Source organism: Oligoflexia bacterium (genome assembly GCA_034439615.1).
In the GTDB taxonomy this organism is placed as follows: domain Bacteria; phylum Bdellovibrionota; class Bdellovibrionia; order JABDDW01; family JABDDW01; genus JAWXAT01.
In genome coordinates this window covers 1-16171 of the sequence record JAWXAT010000013.1, presented here as the reverse complement: position 1 = coordinate 16171, position 16171 = coordinate 1, and the positions used below count along the sequence as shown (strand labels likewise).

Below are 16171 nucleotides of genomic sequence, written 5' to 3'. Positions count from 1 at the left end.
AATTTTTTAAAAAGTGCTTGACTGGTTTTGCTGATTTCTAAAATCGCTTGTGTGCTTCATTTGTCCAAATGACTTCTGTTTTAAAGTTTACGCATAAAAAGTCTTGTTCTTGAGGCTGTTGTTGCGTTCTACGGATGATTTTCATCCATACAATTTGAAAAAGTAAACCACTGAAAAATAGAATTTAAAAACCTATGTTATTGTTCATTAGTTTTTAAATTTCTAAGATTTTAAAAGCTTTAGGATTTTTATGGTTTTAAAAATAAAAGGGGAATTAATGATTAATTTAAAATCCATGCACGACGATGTTTTACTCCTTGAGACACGCAAACTTGTTCAACAAGAACGAGAGATCTTATCTCAGATACTTCATCATCTTCGAGAAATTGAACGCCGAAGGCTTTTTTCAAAATTAAAGTACAGTTCACTTTTTGCCTATGCCCTCAAAGAACTTGGCTATAACGAAGATCAAGCTTATCGACGCATTCAGGCGATGCGCCTCGTAAAAGAACTTCCGGAGATCGAAGAAAAAATTAATGACGGTTCACTTAATTTAACTCATCTTGGTATGGCCCAGTCTTTATTTAAAAGAGAAGGGAAAACTCAAAAACAGTTTTCAAAATCAAAAAAAATCGAAGTTTTAGAGAAATTAGAAAACACCTCAAAGCGTGAAGCTGAGAAGATCGCTGTTTCATTTTCAACAAGCCCTGTAATTTCAATCGATAAAGTCAGAGCTATTTCTGAAAGCGATATTGAAATTAAATTTACTGCCAAAAAAGAGCTTCTAGATAAAATTCAAAAGCTAAAAGGGCTTCGCGCTCATAAAAATCCAAACCTTACAATGTCTGAACTTATGGATGAGCTATGTGACTTAGCCTTAGAAAAATGGGATAAATCAAAATCACCCGCGCCAGAACGGGTTGCACGAAAGCAAAATCAAAACTCAAAAGCCCAAAATATTTCAAATGCCCAAGTTAGACGTGAAGCTTGGCTCCGAGATAAGGGGCAGTGTCAGATTTGTGGATCACATTATGCTCTTGAAATAGATCATCAGCATCCCAAAGCATTGGGTGGTCTGAACTCAAAAGAAAATCTTAGATTACTTTGTCGCTCGTGTAATCAGAGAGCTGCGATTGAAGCTTACGGGATCAACAAAATGGCAATGTATATCGATACAATACAGCCAAGTTGAGTGTGGGGTGATCGACTCACCTCAGCCAAGTTGAGTCCAGCTTGATCGATTCATCACAATCAGGTTGACTGGTTTACTGTGACCTTTGATTTCAATTAGATTGAGTAACAGATGCCCGTGTATTTTGATTCACCACTATGCCGATACAGAACATTCAATACGATCATTAAAAAGCCAGTCAACAGAAAATTATCCAAAAACTTATTCAGAGGGTAGAAATTAATACCGATGGTTTTGGGATTTATTATTATGTAGGGCGTGATAATTTCAAGTTTTCTTAGTGAGTAATCCCTGATATTTGTGTAATCGGAAAAATGTGCGGCTTAATGCGGCTCACAATATCATGGATATTTTCAGAAGAAGGAGCTTGAGAATTTTCGATATTGTTCAGGGTGGCTGCGACGGCCCCGCATTGAGTACCCGAAAAAATATCCGCACCGGCTTAAATCCCTGGTTACACAGAATCCAATTCCGGTAGGACTTGCTTAAGGGCGCAGGTACTTTGAAAATTATTGATGTCTTAATTCAAGGCAATTTGTTCAACTATATGATATGACTCAATGGATGATTTTGGGAAAACCATTTGGGCTCATTACAAGGTCAGCACTGGAGACATGGCCTTAGCAGTTAACCAAAATAAGCTGTCTAAATCCACACTCCATGGAAATGAATTGAGGTTTATCTTGAAGACCCTTGTGGTTATTGACACATTTTGGATTGGGCATATTCCAACTTATCACAAAATAATTGTTGAACGCCTTTTATACCTCGGACATCGAGTTATTTCAGTTAGTCAGAAGCCCGAAGAGCTACAACAATGGGCTCGAATTAAAGGATTTAATATTGAAAACGTTAAATTTCGAAAAATTTCTAATGAATCAAAAGATCAACAAATTTCTAATGCATTAAAAGAACAACGCTTTTTCAGTAAAATCTTAAAGTTCACTCACAAGCTGCCCATGAAATATTTCAAACAAAGTGTTTCATGGTGGATGATCTGCAGAACCAGCATAGAGAATGCTGTTTTGGAAACAGGCTGGGTTCCTGATTTAGTTTTCTTTCCAGGAATAGAACCAAATATCATTTCTAAAATACTGACTGGCGCCCTCGTTGATCAAATTTTTCCTTACAAATGGTTTGGGCTTTATCTCACGCCCAAATATCTACGAAAACCTTTTTTAAAATTCTTACATAAGAGACTTTTTAGGAAAGATCGATTTTTCCATTCAAAAAATTGTATCTCCATAGCTGTTCTGGATGAAGGGATTGTAAATCGTTTGGAATCCATTTTTACATCAAAAAAAATCCTCGTAATGCCTGACGTCAGTTTTACCGAGGTTAGTGGGCAGGTGTCTCTCTTGGATCAACAGCTTATTGAAAAGGCCCGAGGAAGGAAGATCATCGGTCTCGTGGGTGAAATTTCAAAGCGTAAGGGAATTATAACTTTGATCAACGTAGCAAATATGGCTATCGAAAAAAATAAAGATTATTATTTTGCCTTCATCGGCCCTCTGAATGCCCTTAACAATAATAAAGAAGATCTTTTAGATCTGCAAAAAATAATCGCCAAAGCCCCTGAGAATTGTTTTTTCCATTTAGAACGCGTTCCCGATGAGCGCGTGTTTAATGATCTTATTTGTCGCTGCGATATTATTTTTGCTGCTTATGAAAAATTTTATCATAGTAGCAATATCTTGACCAAGGCGGCCTTTTTTCAGCGACCTGTTGTTGTTTCTGACGGCTATTGCATGTCCGAAAGAACTCGAAAATTTGATTTAGGTATTTGTGTTCCTGAGAAAAATCCAAGCAGTTGTTTTCAAGCTATTGAAAGTCTTCTTCAGGGTAAAGATCTATCTGGAAGAAAACTAAATCCACAGTATAAAAGTTATAGTTCTTTGCATTCCTTAGAGAAGTTCGATAGTTTTTTGGAAAAAGTGATTGGATCGACTGCATTAAGAGTCATGTTGTGATAGCCTTAAATTTATGGAATCTGATAGAGCCCAACCCAGGAGTCCTTGACATGAAAGATTCGACCTTTAATAATTTTTTTCGAAAGGAGTTTTTCAACTCCTAAACACACCTCATAAATCCATTCATATTTTCTTGTAAGTGCGGGATGAAAATCATGCCACAGAATAAATGAGCCAGAGCTCATACACTTCAATGCTTTCAATGTATCATTAATAACATATTTGGTGTCATGGCAGCCATCGATAAAGGCAACACCAACTTCTTTTAAGTCTGGTTTCCATGTAGACGTATTGGCATAAATTTGTACAATGTTTTTGAGATTTTTTTCTCGATAGTAAGAGCCTATTTTTTCTTTTTCCAGAGCGTAAGTATTATACCCCCCACCTTCCCCTCGCAGCAGCTCTTCGGGCAGAATATTTAATGTATAAACGGTGGCTTGAGGTGCATTAATACTCATGAGGGCCGTGGCATGACCAGTTGCAGTTCCTATCTCTAGGAAATTTCTTGAATTAACATTACAACATACAGTTCCCAAAACCTCGGCATCACGAATCCGACGTTCATTAACGTCTTCGATGACTTCAAAATGGTGCAGAGAAGGGTCATCAAATACTGGGCTTTTTTGCCATCCAAATATCTTCTTTAGTTCTGAAATATTGTTGACGGGTATGACACTTTTTTCAACACGCCACAAATGATGCCTATTTGCAAGTGCTTGTAAGTGGTTACGGACCTCTAACATTTCTGGCTCCCTCTAAGTTAGATTTTCAAGAATAAGCACATTGGTCATGAATTTGCAAAAATTATGTTGAAGAACTTGTCCCTTCATATGTTCTGAGTGTCAGCGCCTTTCAAAAATTGCGTAACGTGAAAATTTTTGGCATCGACATCAACACCTACAAAAAGTATTCTCTTTCCCATGGATTCAGTATCTTCCATCGTCATTCCAGTAATGAATCAAGTTCACTTCACTCAAATGTGTTTTGCGTCTTTGTTAGAGGGAGCGCATTTTGCTCATGAACTCATTGTCATTGATAACCATTCCACCGATGACACTCCAAGATTTTTGCAAGAATTCAAAAAAACCGCCGAAAGCAAAAACTGGATAGTTAAAATTATTTCAAATCCTGAAAACGTCGGCGTGGGTGCCGCTTTCAATCAAGGCATCAAAGCCTCCAACTCGGATTTTATATTTCTTGCGAATAATGACACCTGGGTCATGCCCCAGTGGGACGAAGCCCTCCTTTCAGCAATAGAACGTTTAGGCGCCGATGCGGTAGGTCCTCATTATGATGAATCACCGTTTGACCCTATTAAGACTCCTCTCAAGGCTCAAAAATTTATTCGCCGCAATTATCGAAAGTTTTCACCTCAGTTTATGCCCATTGTCATTTGCTTTAAACGAACCGTTTTTGAAAAAATTGGATTTTTTGACGAACGGTTTTTTGTCACTTATGAAGACCGTGATTTGAGAGAGCGTATGGACCGCGCAGAACTTAAATACTACACCACAGCCGATTGTTTTATTTGGCATCATTCAAAAGGCACCAGAGACACCATTGAAATTTGCCCCTCTTACGAGCAAAAGAGCTTGGCGAAATTTATTGAAAAATGGGGGTTTGACCCTCGCTCAGTTGATAATACGCCTGCTGTTAGAAGGGGCCTTAAATGGAAACGTTTCAAGAACCGGCTAGGGCTTTTTTGAAAAACTCGACTAACTTTGAAGGCCTTCTAGATCAAGGCGCCCTCCCTGTGCATAACTGTGGCATTCTGCTCATGAAAAATCCATTCGGGCTCATTTCCGTTGCCTAGCCCCCCTTTAAGGAGTACAAAGCCTCTAGATTCAAACGGTTAGATATTTTGTAACAAAAGAGAAGATGTGGAAAAATCAGCAGAGCCTAGTATTCATAAACAGTGCAGCCCAACACAAAGAAAAAAGTCAGTTCTAATTATTGATGATGGCGCAGATTTATTGGAAGTCCAAAAGGATTTTCTTGAAATAGAGGGATTTGAGGTTTTCACCGCTCAAAGTGGTACCGAGGCTTTCAAAGTTCTAAATGAAATCAATAAACCAGATTTGATTCTTCTTGATGTGCAAATGGATGAAATGAGTGGACCTGATTTTTTACGTATGCTTGAGGAAAAGAAACCTGAAATAGTTAACTCTGTCCCAGTTGTTTTTCTCTCAGGGATGGAAGATATGCCCCAAGGGAGAGTAGTGGGATTCATTCGAAAACCTTTTGATATAGACAAATATCTTGAGGATGTTCATCAGTTCATTGATTTGGGGCCTCACTCTCCTCTTAACTACTAGAAAGTTCTGTCGGAGGTGCTGATATTGCACTGAACTAAGGAGTATTCATGGCCAATGGGAAAAAATCAAAACAACTTACCTCTACGGAGAAGATTCATTCGAGACAAGATATTGGTGGGTTTCCAATTGTCGGAGTTGGAGCTTCTGCCGGCGGGTTAGAAGCCTTCACAAAATTTCTTACAACTCTTCCAACTGATACAGGCATGGCATTTGTTCTTCTTCAACATCTTGATCCAAATCATGCAAGCATGTCTTCCGAAATACTTTCCCGAGTTTCCAAAATGCCTATCACCGAAGTCACAGACGGCATGCGCGCGGAACCAAACCATGTCTATGTCATTCCACCAGGTTTTAGCATGGGGATATTTCATGGAGTTTTAAATCTTGTACCTCGTACCGAGGTTCGCGGTCAGCACTTAGTGATTGATTACTTTTTCCATGCCCTTGCGGAGGATCAGAAAAATCTCGCCATTGGGATTGTCTTATCGGGAACAGGGGCAGACGGAACGCAAGGACTGACGGCCATAAAGGCTGAAGGCGGAATCACGTTTGCTCAAACTCCACAATCTGCAAAATTTGATAACATGCCCCAGAGTGCTATTGAATCTGGGAGTGTCGATCTCATTTTAACGCCAGAACAAATCGCACAGGAGTTGGCAAGGATCGCTCATCACCCATACGTAATTCTGGCTTCTTCTGCGGATCCAATAGCTATGCCGGACGATCAACCACTCGATCCTCATGACGGTTTTCGCCATATTTTCCATTTGCTAAGAAAACAATGTCATGTGGACTTCGCCTTTTATAAATCTACCACCGTGAAACGCCGAATAGAGCGCCGGATGGTACTCCATAAGATGGAATCTTTAGAAGCATATAACAAATTTCTCTCTCACAATCTGGACGAGGTAAAGGCTCTATACGCTGACATTTTGATCCATGTGACGAACTTTTTTCGAGACCCAGATGCGTTTAAAGCTTTGAAGACAGAGGTATTTCCAAAGCTAATGCAGAATCGTGGCGCAGGCGTTCCGCTCCGCGTTTGGGTTCCAGGATGTTCGACAGGAGAAGAAGCTTACTCCATTGCAATGTCGTTATTAGAGTTTTTGGGCGAAAAATCTTCGCACACACCGATTCAAATCTTTGCATCCGACATCAGCGAGCAAGCCATTCAAAAAGCCCGGTTGGGAAAATACCCGCATAGTATAAGTAGCGATGTTTCTCGGGAACGGCTTAACCGATTTTTCATACAAGTTGAAGGCGGCGGATACAAGATCGCAAAATCAATTCGAGATATATGCGTGTTTTCTAGGCTCGATCTTACGACCGATTCTCCCTTCGCAAAAATTGATCTAATATCTTGTCGCAACTTGCTTATCTATTTTACGACCACGTTGCAAAAGCATGTCATTCCCATTTTTCATTATTCGCTCCTGGCTCGTGGCTTTCTTTGGTTGGGAAAGTCTGAGACCATTGGTGGGTTTTCGGATCTCTTCTCACAAGTGGATAAAACCAATAAGATTTATGCAAGAAAAGATGCGCCCATTGCGCTAAGCCTCCGATTTCCAAGCGGCACCTATGTCAGAAGAAACGAAACCGTTTTGACGCCGAAGAGTTTTACAAAAGTACCTCGGGACGTCCAAAAGATCGCTGATCAAATGATTCAAGCCGATTGTCCTGGCGTCCTAGTAAGCGAAGACATGGAAATCTTGCAGCTTCGTGGCCGAACGTCTCCATTTATTGAACCAGCGCCCGGAGTTCCCAGCCATCATCTTTTTAAAATGGCCCACCCCGATTTAATACGTGTCATTCGGATGACAATTCAAGCAGCCAAAAAATCAGGGCAATCGGTGAGAAAAGAAGGTTTGAGAATTGGAGATGGTCGTAGCGGTAAGTCATTCGATTTGAATGTAATTCCTGACATAAAAGAACACTTGTATTTGATTCTTTTTGAAAGAGCTGCAGAATCAAAAGAAAAGAAAAAAAAGGCGCTCGCTCAGAAAGGCCGCAAGGGTGGCGTAAAAAAAGATCCTTATAATTTGGAGTTACAACAGGAGTTGACAGCAGCCCAAGAATATCAGCAGTCATTGATCGAAAAATTTGAAACAGCGCAGGAGGATCTCACTTCGGCAAATGAAGAACTTCAGAGCGCCAATGAGGAACTGCAAACAGCCAAAGAAGAGCTTCAAAGCGGGAATGAAGAACTCACAACTGTAAATGACGAATTGCAAACCAGAAGCTCTGATCAGAGTGAAACTAATAATGACCTCATCAATTTATTAGGGAGCGTTGAAATACCCATTGTCATGTTAGGGGCCGACCGAAGGGTCCGCAGATTTACACCGCTTGCAGGAAAGGCACTCAACCTCATTGCGACCGATGTGGGACGACCATTAAGTGATTTAAAACTCAACTTCACTGCACCGGGGGGTGAACTAGATTTAGAGATGATGGTTTCAGACGCTATTGATTCAATGAAATCCCAAGAACTCGAAATTCAAGACCGCAAGGGGCACTGGTTTCGGCTTCAAGTTAGGCCTTATAAAACAGTTGATAATAAGATTGATGGAGCTGTCCTGGCTCTCGTTGACATTGACAGTCTAAAGTTGAGCCTAAAGGAAGTGAAAGAAGCTAGAACAGAAGCTGAAAAAGCTAATCGTTCCAAGGATCTTTTTTTGGCGACTCTTTCGCATGAATTGAGAACTCCGCTAACAGCGATCTTGTCTTGGGCACAATTGATTCGTACCGGGAAATTGGACCCTGAAAAAATTAAGCGAGCTGCCGAGGTGATTGAAGTGAGCGGGAAGTCCCAAGCTCAGCTCATTAATGATCTTCTGGATGTATCGCGTATCGTAGCGGGCAAGCTCTCGCTTGATATCCGTGAAATAGACACTGCTTCAGTTGTCCTTTCAGCGATCGTGGCTGTCCGCCCCATGGCGGAGGCGAAATCAATTCAGCTTGATACTTTTTTTGCACCCCAAGTAGGGACTATCATGGCTGACCCGATACGCCTTCAGCAAGTTTTTTGGAATTTACTCTCCAATGCAGTTAAGTTCTCAGCACCGGATTCGAAGGTTTCTGTGAGGGTGGATCGATTCAAAGAAAAAAACGGTGAAAAAGCAAAGGCAATGATCCAGGTGGTGGACTCTGGCAAAGGAATCGATGCAGAATTTTTGCCGAAAATTTTTGACCGTTTTAGTCAGGAAGATAGTTCCAGCATCAGAGTTCATGGCGGACTAGGTTTGGGACTCGCAATTGTACAAAATCTGGTTGAACTGCACGATGGTACCATTCGGGCAGAAAGTCCTGGTGATCAATTGGGAGCTACTTTCACGGTAATACTTCCGATCAAATCGGAGCATTCCCTCTCAGAACCTCAAGCAAATCATAGAGACCCTCTGAAGAGTTCAAAATCTGGCGAAAGCGTGCCCGTTAGACTCGATGGTCTTCGCCTGCTGATAGTCGATGATGAAGCAAACGCACGCGAAGCATTTAGCGAAGTGCTTTATGCCGTTGGGGCTGAGGTCAAGACTGCCGGATCTGCTAGAGAAGGGCTAAATATGTTTGCACAGTTTAAACCTGACGTTCTCCTATGCGATATCGCGATGCCTGGAGAAGACGGGTATAGTTTTATTCAGAAGATCAGAAGATTAGGACAAGGCTCTCGTGGAAATACTCCAGCGTTGGCGGTGACGGCATATGCTGGAGAGGATGATGTTCGCCGAGCTCTATCTGCTGGCTTTCAGGCCCATCTTGCTAAGCCTGTCGATGGCGAACATCTAGTAAAAACAATCGCCAAGCTCGCTCGAAAAGACACATAAGGGTCTCATCTTGGCCGTCCACACATTAATTTTAATTTGCGGTTTTTGAGATTTTTAGAAGCTCTTTTGCTATGGCATCAGGTGGTAAGACGAAGTCAACGCAACCTGTGGCTTGAGCACTGAGAGGCATGACGTTTACTTCGGCAGTTATGTCTTGAGAAAAGGTTATTCCTTTTTTTTTCTTTGATTTTTTTGCATCCCTCGCTGCCATCGCCATCATACCCAGATAAGATAATGCCGATCAAATTTGCACCCATCGCCTCTGCAAGAGAAGTCAAAAATAGATCTATCTGATTGTTTCTCACCATACGTGGGGAGACGACCTTGAACTTATAGTTTTCCATGAAGAGATCGGCGTCGGGTGGAATTACGTAGACATGATTTTTCCGGATCGACATACACTCCAAAGCTACCTTGACAGGCATTTTCGTGTGTCGTGAAAGAATTTGCGCCAACTGACTACTTGCGCTGGGCATGAGATGAGCGATCACTACAAATGCCATATCTGTATTAGGCGGCATTGCATCTAAAAGCGCTTGATATGCTTCAACCCCTCCAGCTGAGCCACCAATACCGACTATGAAATTTGGCCGAAGTGTTTTCATGAGTTAAGTCATATCCCGACGCTACCTGATGTAACAATCTTTTCATTACCCCTGCTCATATGGGCGCCTGCCACAGGATCCATTGGTACCAAGCTAATTCCATCATCGCTCAAAATTAATTTATGAACATCACTCTCGTGACCGGTACCACGCGACTTCACAATGAAAAGTCCGAGAATACGTTTTTTTCCTGCATCTTCTTCTAATTCTCGCACAACAATCCATGTGTCAATTAGAGATGAGACTCCGATTTCACCGCTCGTATCATTTTGTGCTGATGAGGAAACGAGGCTTGTGAAAAAAGTGGTGATTGATCTAGATTTTAGAAGATCAATCATGCGAGTAATCATGGACCTGATTTCGCGCTCGTCGCCCTCTCCAATAAGACTTGTCAGAGGGTCCACAACGACAGACTTTGGTTTAAAACTATCAACGATTTTGTATAAATCGAGTAAATGCATTTCTAGTCCAAAAAAGGAAGGTCTTACGGAGACAATTTTTAAAAGTCCTTTTTTTACCCAAGGCGCCAAATCAATACCAATTGAACTCATATTTTGAATAAGTTGCCCGGAAGATTCCTCATAAGATAAGAAAAGACACCTCTCGCCACGTTCGCAGGTTTCTAAAGCGAAGGCTGCCGCAAGACTTGTTTTACCTGTGCCCGCAGTGCCTGAAACCAGTATCGTACTGCCTAATGTGAATCCTGGTTTACCCTTGAACATTTTGTCGAGCGACGAAATTCCTGTTGGAACTTTCTTGGATGTACCTGGCTGATCAAGCCCTGCTGACGTGATCGGAATAACAGAAAGTCCTGACTTATCAATGACGAATGGATATTCGTTTGTTCCATGATTTGAACCACGATATTTAATAACACGAAGTCTTCGGATAGCTATTTGTTCTTTAACTCTGTTGTCTAGTAAAATGATACAATCAGAAACGAACTCCTCAAGGCCGTGGCGAGTGTACGAACCGTCTCTTGGTTCGCCGGTCACGATTGCCGTAACATTTTTATCTTTAAGCCACTTAAAAAGTCTTTTGATTTCAATTCGAAGAATACCTGCGTCTGTAATGCCTGCGAAGGGCGATTCAATAGAATCTAAAACAACTCGTTTAGCTCCAATGGAATCAATGGCATGTTCTAAGCGAACGAGTATTCCCTCTAAATTAAAGTCAGCCTCTCTGATGTCTTTGCGATCAAGTATTACGTGTTCAATCAGAATTTTTTTTTGTGAAACAAGCCTAGATAAATCCAGATTTAATGAAGCCACATCTTTATAGAGATCGTCCTTTGTCTTTTCAAAAGACATGAAAATACCTGGTTCATTAAAATCAGCCGCACCCTTGATTAAAAAATCAATCCCCAAAAGAGTTTTCCCAGAACCAGCACCACCAGAAATGAGTGTGGTTCTATTTTTCGGAAACCCGCCTTCTGTAACTTCATCCAATGATGCCTGTTGGACATTTTTCTAATTGATTAGATTTGGGGGGAGTTTTTTTCTTTAGAGGTTTAGGCATGTGTTGATCCTTCTTTCGTGGGAAAAAATTAATAGTGAGAGCAAGAAACGAGCCTCGCTTGATCGGCGTTATGGAGAGCATAGTGCGTCTGATGGCGAATCTAAAACATCGTCCAGCTAGGCGAGTCAAATCGCCTCATTAAACAAAACCCCTGCGGTGGTTATTGGGTCGTCACCCTCAGCGCTCAAATAGAATGTTAAGGATTGTCTTTGCTGGGGCAACACGAGGAGAGTATAAGGAAACGTGAGAGAATTAAACTATCCATGTGTTGTTGCGATCGGTGCGTCGGCGGGTGGCTTAGCCGCCTTTGAACAGCTTGTTGAAAACTTACCGACTGATACAGGTATGGCGTTTGTGCTTCTCTCTCATATTCTGCGCGGGTCAACGAGCCTACTACCGGAGATTCTCTCTCGTTCGACAACAATGCCAGTTGTTCAAGTCACACATAGAGAGCAAATTCTCGGTAATCAGATCTATATTCTTCCGCCAGATAAATTTATGGAGATCCAAGGAGATTCACTTCTTCTTATTCCTCGTCCCAACAAAGGAAGAAATACTGCTATTGACCATTTTCTTTTTTCACTAGCAGAAGACCAAGCTCACGGGTCTATTGGAATTATTCTCTCCGGAGAAGGTTCTGATGGTGCGGAAGGGCTTAAAGTTTTAAAAGAAAAAGGTGGCGTGACTATAGCTCAAACACCTACAACTGCGGCTTCCGATTCAATGCCGATCTCCGCAATCGAAATCGACCATGTGGATTATGTTCTTTCACCCAAAGAAATAGCTCATAAGTTGGGTTCACGAAAATGGTGCGAATCAAATATCGCAAAAAATCCGTTGAAAATTCTTTGGCTTAAAAAATCAGGTAATTGCCAAATTGCATGAATGATCATGTTCAAAAGTCGTCAGGAATGCCTATGAAGAATTCATCAATCCTCGTTATTGATGACAATTCTGAATAACCAACGACCAAATTTTTAACGGCTTCATCAAAGATAATTTTATGTTGAGTAGGAATTGTACTCTTTAAATTTAGCAATTCTTGAAAGAGACCAAGACTTTTTGGTGTGATTCTTGGTTTTTTATTCTGAGATTTTTGATTTCTCTCTTGTTCATTTACTTCGTGAGAAGAATGAGACTCGGGATTTATGTCGCAATGTGTTGGGGGGGTAATATCTTGGCCAACCCAGAATTTTTAAGTGTTGCTAAATCTATGACCCAGTTACGACCCAGTTTTTTGCCCGTGAGCACTCCGCGAGCAAGATGCTCAAGCAAAGTTCTCTCTGGTTTTTGTGTTAAAGCTGAAGCATCTTTTATAGAAACCAATTCTGTATTCATGTGCCAACGAATTACAATCTCTGAATCCACATTGTCAATAAAATACGTTTATGTAGGTTCTAAAGATTAGTAAATAAACCTTGTCTACTTAAATAAAAACTAGGGATGAGGCGTTATTGCAATGATTGTGATTTGTCCTTTTAAGGGGCCATAGTGCCAAAAAATTCGATAAGCGATAGGTGTGTTGTTTTCAGCATATGCTTCAAAAACGTCTTCACCTTTTGGACCTGTGATGGCTGAGTATTTGTGGGTGTTCAAACTTTGATGTCTGGGATTTTGTTCTAAATAACCAAGGGCCTTTCTTACGGCTTTTAATCTTTTTGAAAGTCCTGAGTTTTCTTCAAGAGCCTTGAGATCAAGTTCTGCAGTTTTTGTAAAGAGAAGGGAAAAGCTCATCGCTTATTAGTCTTCATCTTTTTTAGCGTATTTTGAAAAAGAGCCGAGGGATTTCACTTTACCTTCTGCAGATTCCTTGAGACCACGTCGAACACTTGAAAGAGCTGTTTTATTTTCAAAAAGCCATTTCTCTTTTGCTGGAATTTCAACCTGTGGCTCAAGAACAAGTGAGCCGTCTGAGTCTTGGTGGACGGTAAAGCTACTGATACCTTTTGCTAAAGAGCCAAGTGTAACACGGCCCTTAGAGTCGGGTCGCAAATAAAGTTTTTTAGAAGCTGATTTAGACATAATTACCTCTACTATTAATATCGGTCAAAGTGGGTAAAAAGTCAAGTGGGAATAAGCCCATATCCCACCTATGCCGTCAGCGGCAATAAGTAAGATTCCTTGACGAAGGCAATCTAGAAAATTTTCTCTGGTTTCACTCAAATAAAACTGTGCATGAATGATCAATCTGGAATGGTCATCAATGATGGCGATTAAATAACTTTTCTTCGCCTTCCCATCAATTTTCACATAAGGTCCGTGCATAACATCGGATTGCCAAATTTCATTAGGATGCAAAGCTTCGAAGTGCCGCTTGTCTACAGCAGCTTCGTTAATTTTGGTGAGCTCTTCAGATTTCAAATATCTGTACAAAGTCGAAGGATTTAGGATTTCGTTTTCAGCAATTAATTTTTTATGTTTTAAACACATAATTAAAGCCGGGGCCTTTAAATCTGGTTGTTCTTTTTTTAGCTCTTTGATGGCTAGCCGTAGAGAACTTGAAAGTGCACGACTTTCACCTCGATCACTTCGATATTTTGGATACAACCCTTCGATTCGAAAACCAGCTTTCTTATATTCAACAATCCATTTCTCTAAACTTGATCTAGAAATCGTTTTCCCAGTGGAAAACGGAATGTCATAGCGTCTGGATATCTTTTCTTTAATCAGCTTTTCCTTTTCACCATATATGAGTCTGACCCCAGTCACAAATTCTGAGATTAAACCAAATCTAAAAGTTGCAATTGCTAGTTTTTTATCGCCGTCGCTCAAGTTTTCACCCCCTTGTTAGTTGAAAAACTTCTAACAAACGTGCTTTAGAAAATAAACGACAGAACCAGGTGGGGTTGTTCTCGAACAAAAAACAATCAAATCATTTTAAGGAAAAAATCTAAGATTTTTTTGAAAACAAAAAATTAAAAATATTTCTAAATTTGTTTCGCCAGACATTTTTGCGTGATCAACAAATCTCTTTAGCCAATGACCACCGCGCTGTCGGGAAAAGGACATCAGCCATGCACCAGTGGATATTCTTGTTAACAAAGCATTAAAAATAGATCGAATTGAACTTCGAATTATAGGCCAATGCCCATCTGGTCTAGTTGTTGCCACAGATGTGCACTTCGGGCAGCGATATCTTTTTAAATAGACACAGCCCTCTATTGACTGAAAATACCGGGCAACAAATCCATGACCCCACATGAAACAACTGCACTTGTCACAAAAATGTCTTTCCCACTTGTGATTCTTTCCAGCTTTTGATAATTCTTCGACTGTGATTTTGTAGTTTAAAATCATATGTTCTTTCTAGAGCTGGTGCTTGATACACCAGCTCTTTTTTTAACTTTATGCTTAAACATTTTGCTTGAATTAATTCGACAGTTTTCGTCAATACCCAGTTTAATTCGACACAACCATGGCTTTTTTACTTAATAGAATATGCAAGTTCACAGCGGATTTCCAAAAAGCACAGCGATTGATAAAGCGATGGATCGTGCGAAATACACGAATACGGATCTGCTGTTTAAAGTTACGGGCTGGATAAAGGAGCGAAGAAATGAACTAGGTCTTACAAACAAGCGACTTGATGAGGTGGCAGAAGTTCGTGGCGGCGCTTGCCACTGGACCGCCCAGCCTCCGAATGACCAACCCCATATTCCGACAAAAGAGAGGTGGGAAAAACTTGAAACACTTCTGGGTTCTCCACCTGACTGGATCAAAGAACTTATCAAGCCTTCTCACGAACTTGGTGAAAACTGGAAAGCACGAGAAGTTGTAGGTCAATATCAAAAAGATAGCGGTGGTATTGGCGGCAGAACTTTCACTAGCACTCATCGGTTGATGACGGAATCAACAAATGAGGAGTCTATGAAATGGAAAGGCTGGGGGACGGCTCTTAAGCCAGCAAGCGAACACTGGATTTTAATTCAAAAGCCAATTTCTGGGCACAACATCGCGGCCAATGTTAAAAAATATGGCACTGGTGGAATTAATATTGATGATTCAAGAATTCCAGTAATAGGAAAAATTCCGTCTACTCAAAATCTAGACTTTAGAGACGGTGGCTATATCTGGGACACGTCCGAGCGCAGCCGAAATTCAGTTTATCATCAACACCCAAAAGGTCGATTCCCCGCAAACTTACTTTTGACCAAATCTAATACTGAAGACTGCCCAGCAAAACTCATGAACAACCAAACTCAAACAGAGGCTGATGTGTCTCAATACTTCAAAAATTTCAAACCTGAAATGCCTTTTCTTTATTGTAAAAAGCCAGGCAGAGATGAAAAGGGACAAACCAACACTCATCCGACCGTGAAACCCTTAAGTCTTATGCGCTATCTCTGCAAAATGATAACTCCTCCGAGCGGTACAGTGCTTGATCCCTTCATGGGATCTGGATCAACAGGAGTGGCAGCCTTATTTGAAGAATTTAAATTTTTAGGAATTGAACGTGACGAAAATTATATCGCAATTGCTGAAAAGCGATTGAAAGGAGTTAAATTAAATGACTGATCAAGTTGAAGAACAAACGGAAAAGAAAATTAAACCGAGCTTTGAGCATATTGCTTTAGTTGAATCCTCATCGCAAAAATTGGATCGATGGATTGAACAAGTAAATACAAAAAAGAAAATCCGAATTGCAAGACGTGATCTACTCAACTGGTGGTTAACGAGATCGCCTGAGAATTTATCTAATGGTGATGTTAACGCTCTCATTGAGGAATTTTATGATGAAGAGGCATTTCTT

At 40.7% G+C, this 16171-nt stretch carries 15 protein-coding genes; 8 read left to right on the top strand and 7 right to left on the bottom strand.

The genetic code is table 11. The features are described 5' to 3' along the window. The first annotated feature begins 277 nt into the window (after positions 1-277). Both SGI74_03605 and SGI74_03600 read left to right on the top strand, forming a co-directional pair. Positions 278-1192, top strand: a complete 915-nt coding sequence (locus tag SGI74_03605) for an HNH endonuclease (protein ID MDZ4676573.1) — start codon at positions 278-280, stop codon at positions 1190-1192. Positions 1193-1752: 560 nt separating this feature from the next. Beyond that, positions 1753-3162 carry a glycosyltransferase gene (locus SGI74_03600; GenBank protein ID MDZ4676572.1) on the top strand — a complete coding sequence of 470 codons (1410 nt, stop codon included), beginning with the start codon at positions 1753-1755 and terminating at the stop codon, positions 3160-3162. 11 nt (positions 3163-3173) lie between these two features. Here SGI74_03600 and SGI74_03595 read toward each other — a convergent pair whose 3' ends face one another. Continuing rightward, positions 3174-3857 (bottom strand): class I SAM-dependent methyltransferase, encoded by a 684-nt coding sequence (locus SGI74_03595; protein MDZ4676571.1) that lies wholly within the window; start codon positions 3855-3857, stop codon positions 3174-3176. 183 nt (positions 3858-4040) lie between these two features. On the opposite strand from SGI74_03595, the gene SGI74_03590 reads away from it, so the two are divergent. The 3 genes from SGI74_03590 (at position 4041) to SGI74_03580 (ending at position 9298) form a co-directional block, all read left to right on the top strand. Next, positions 4041-4868: a glycosyltransferase gene (locus SGI74_03590; GenBank protein ID MDZ4676570.1), complete on the top strand. Its 828-nt coding sequence runs from the start codon at positions 4041-4043 to the stop codon at positions 4866-4868. 174 nt (positions 4869-5042) lie between these two features. Next, entirely contained in the window at positions 5043-5477 is a 435-nt protein-coding gene (locus SGI74_03585) for a response regulator (protein ID MDZ4676569.1), read from the top strand. Between the two features lie 47 nt (positions 5478-5524). Then, positions 5525-9298, top strand: a complete 3774-nt coding sequence (locus tag SGI74_03580; GenBank protein MDZ4676568.1) for a chemotaxis protein CheB — start codon at positions 5525-5527, stop codon at positions 9296-9298. A 95-nt stretch (positions 9299-9393) separates the two neighbouring features. On the opposite strand, the gene SGI74_03575 is transcribed toward SGI74_03580, so the two are convergent. Then, positions 9394-9903, bottom strand: a complete 510-nt coding sequence (locus SGI74_03575) for a chemotaxis protein CheB (protein MDZ4676567.1) — start codon at positions 9901-9903, stop codon at positions 9394-9396. Positions 9904-9911: 8 nt separating this feature from the next. After that, complete coding sequence (gene kaiC, locus SGI74_03570; GenBank protein MDZ4676566.1) at positions 9912-11351, bottom strand: circadian clock protein KaiC; 1440 nt, start codon at positions 11349-11351, stop codon at positions 9912-9914. 313 nt (positions 11352-11664) lie between these two features. Here kaiC and SGI74_03565 point away from each other — a divergent pair, with 313 nt between their 5' ends. Then, a complete protein-coding gene (locus SGI74_03565) occupies positions 11665-12306 on the top strand; it encodes a chemotaxis protein CheB (GenBank protein ID MDZ4676565.1) in 642 nt (213 codons plus the stop codon). Positions 12307-12567: 261 nt separating this feature from the next. On the opposite strand, the gene SGI74_03560 is transcribed toward SGI74_03565, so the two are convergent. The 4 genes from SGI74_03560 to SGI74_03545 form a co-directional block, all read right to left on the bottom strand. Further along, positions 12568-12759 carry a hypothetical protein gene (locus SGI74_03560; protein MDZ4676564.1) on the bottom strand — a complete coding sequence of 64 codons (192 nt, stop codon included), beginning with the start codon at positions 12757-12759 and terminating at the stop codon, positions 12568-12570. Between the two features lie 99 nt (positions 12760-12858). Continuing rightward, entirely contained in the window at positions 12859-13155 is a 297-nt protein-coding gene (locus SGI74_03555; GenBank protein MDZ4676563.1) for a hypothetical protein, read from the bottom strand. 6 nt (positions 13156-13161) lie between these two features. Continuing rightward, entirely contained in the window at positions 13162-13443 is a 282-nt protein-coding gene (locus SGI74_03550; GenBank protein ID MDZ4676562.1) for a hypothetical protein, read from the bottom strand. Positions 13444-13467: 24 nt separating this feature from the next. Beyond that, on the bottom strand, positions 13468-14193 hold the full coding sequence (locus tag SGI74_03545) for a DDE-type integrase/transposase/recombinase (GenBank protein ID MDZ4676561.1): 726 nt from the start codon (positions 14191-14193) through the stop codon (positions 13468-13470). A 666-nt stretch (positions 14194-14859) separates the two neighbouring features. On the opposite strand from SGI74_03545, the gene SGI74_03540 reads away from it, so the two are divergent. Together SGI74_03540 and SGI74_03535 are read left to right on the top strand one after the other, a co-directional pair. Further along, on the top strand, positions 14860-15936 hold the full coding sequence (locus SGI74_03540; GenBank protein ID MDZ4676560.1) for a site-specific DNA-methyltransferase: 1077 nt from the start codon (positions 14860-14862) through the stop codon (positions 15934-15936). Continuing rightward, a partial coding sequence (locus tag SGI74_03535; protein MDZ4676559.1) for a hypothetical protein occupies positions 15929-16171 on the top strand: 243 nt, incomplete at its 3' end. The genes SGI74_03540 and SGI74_03535, both read left to right, overlap by 8 nt.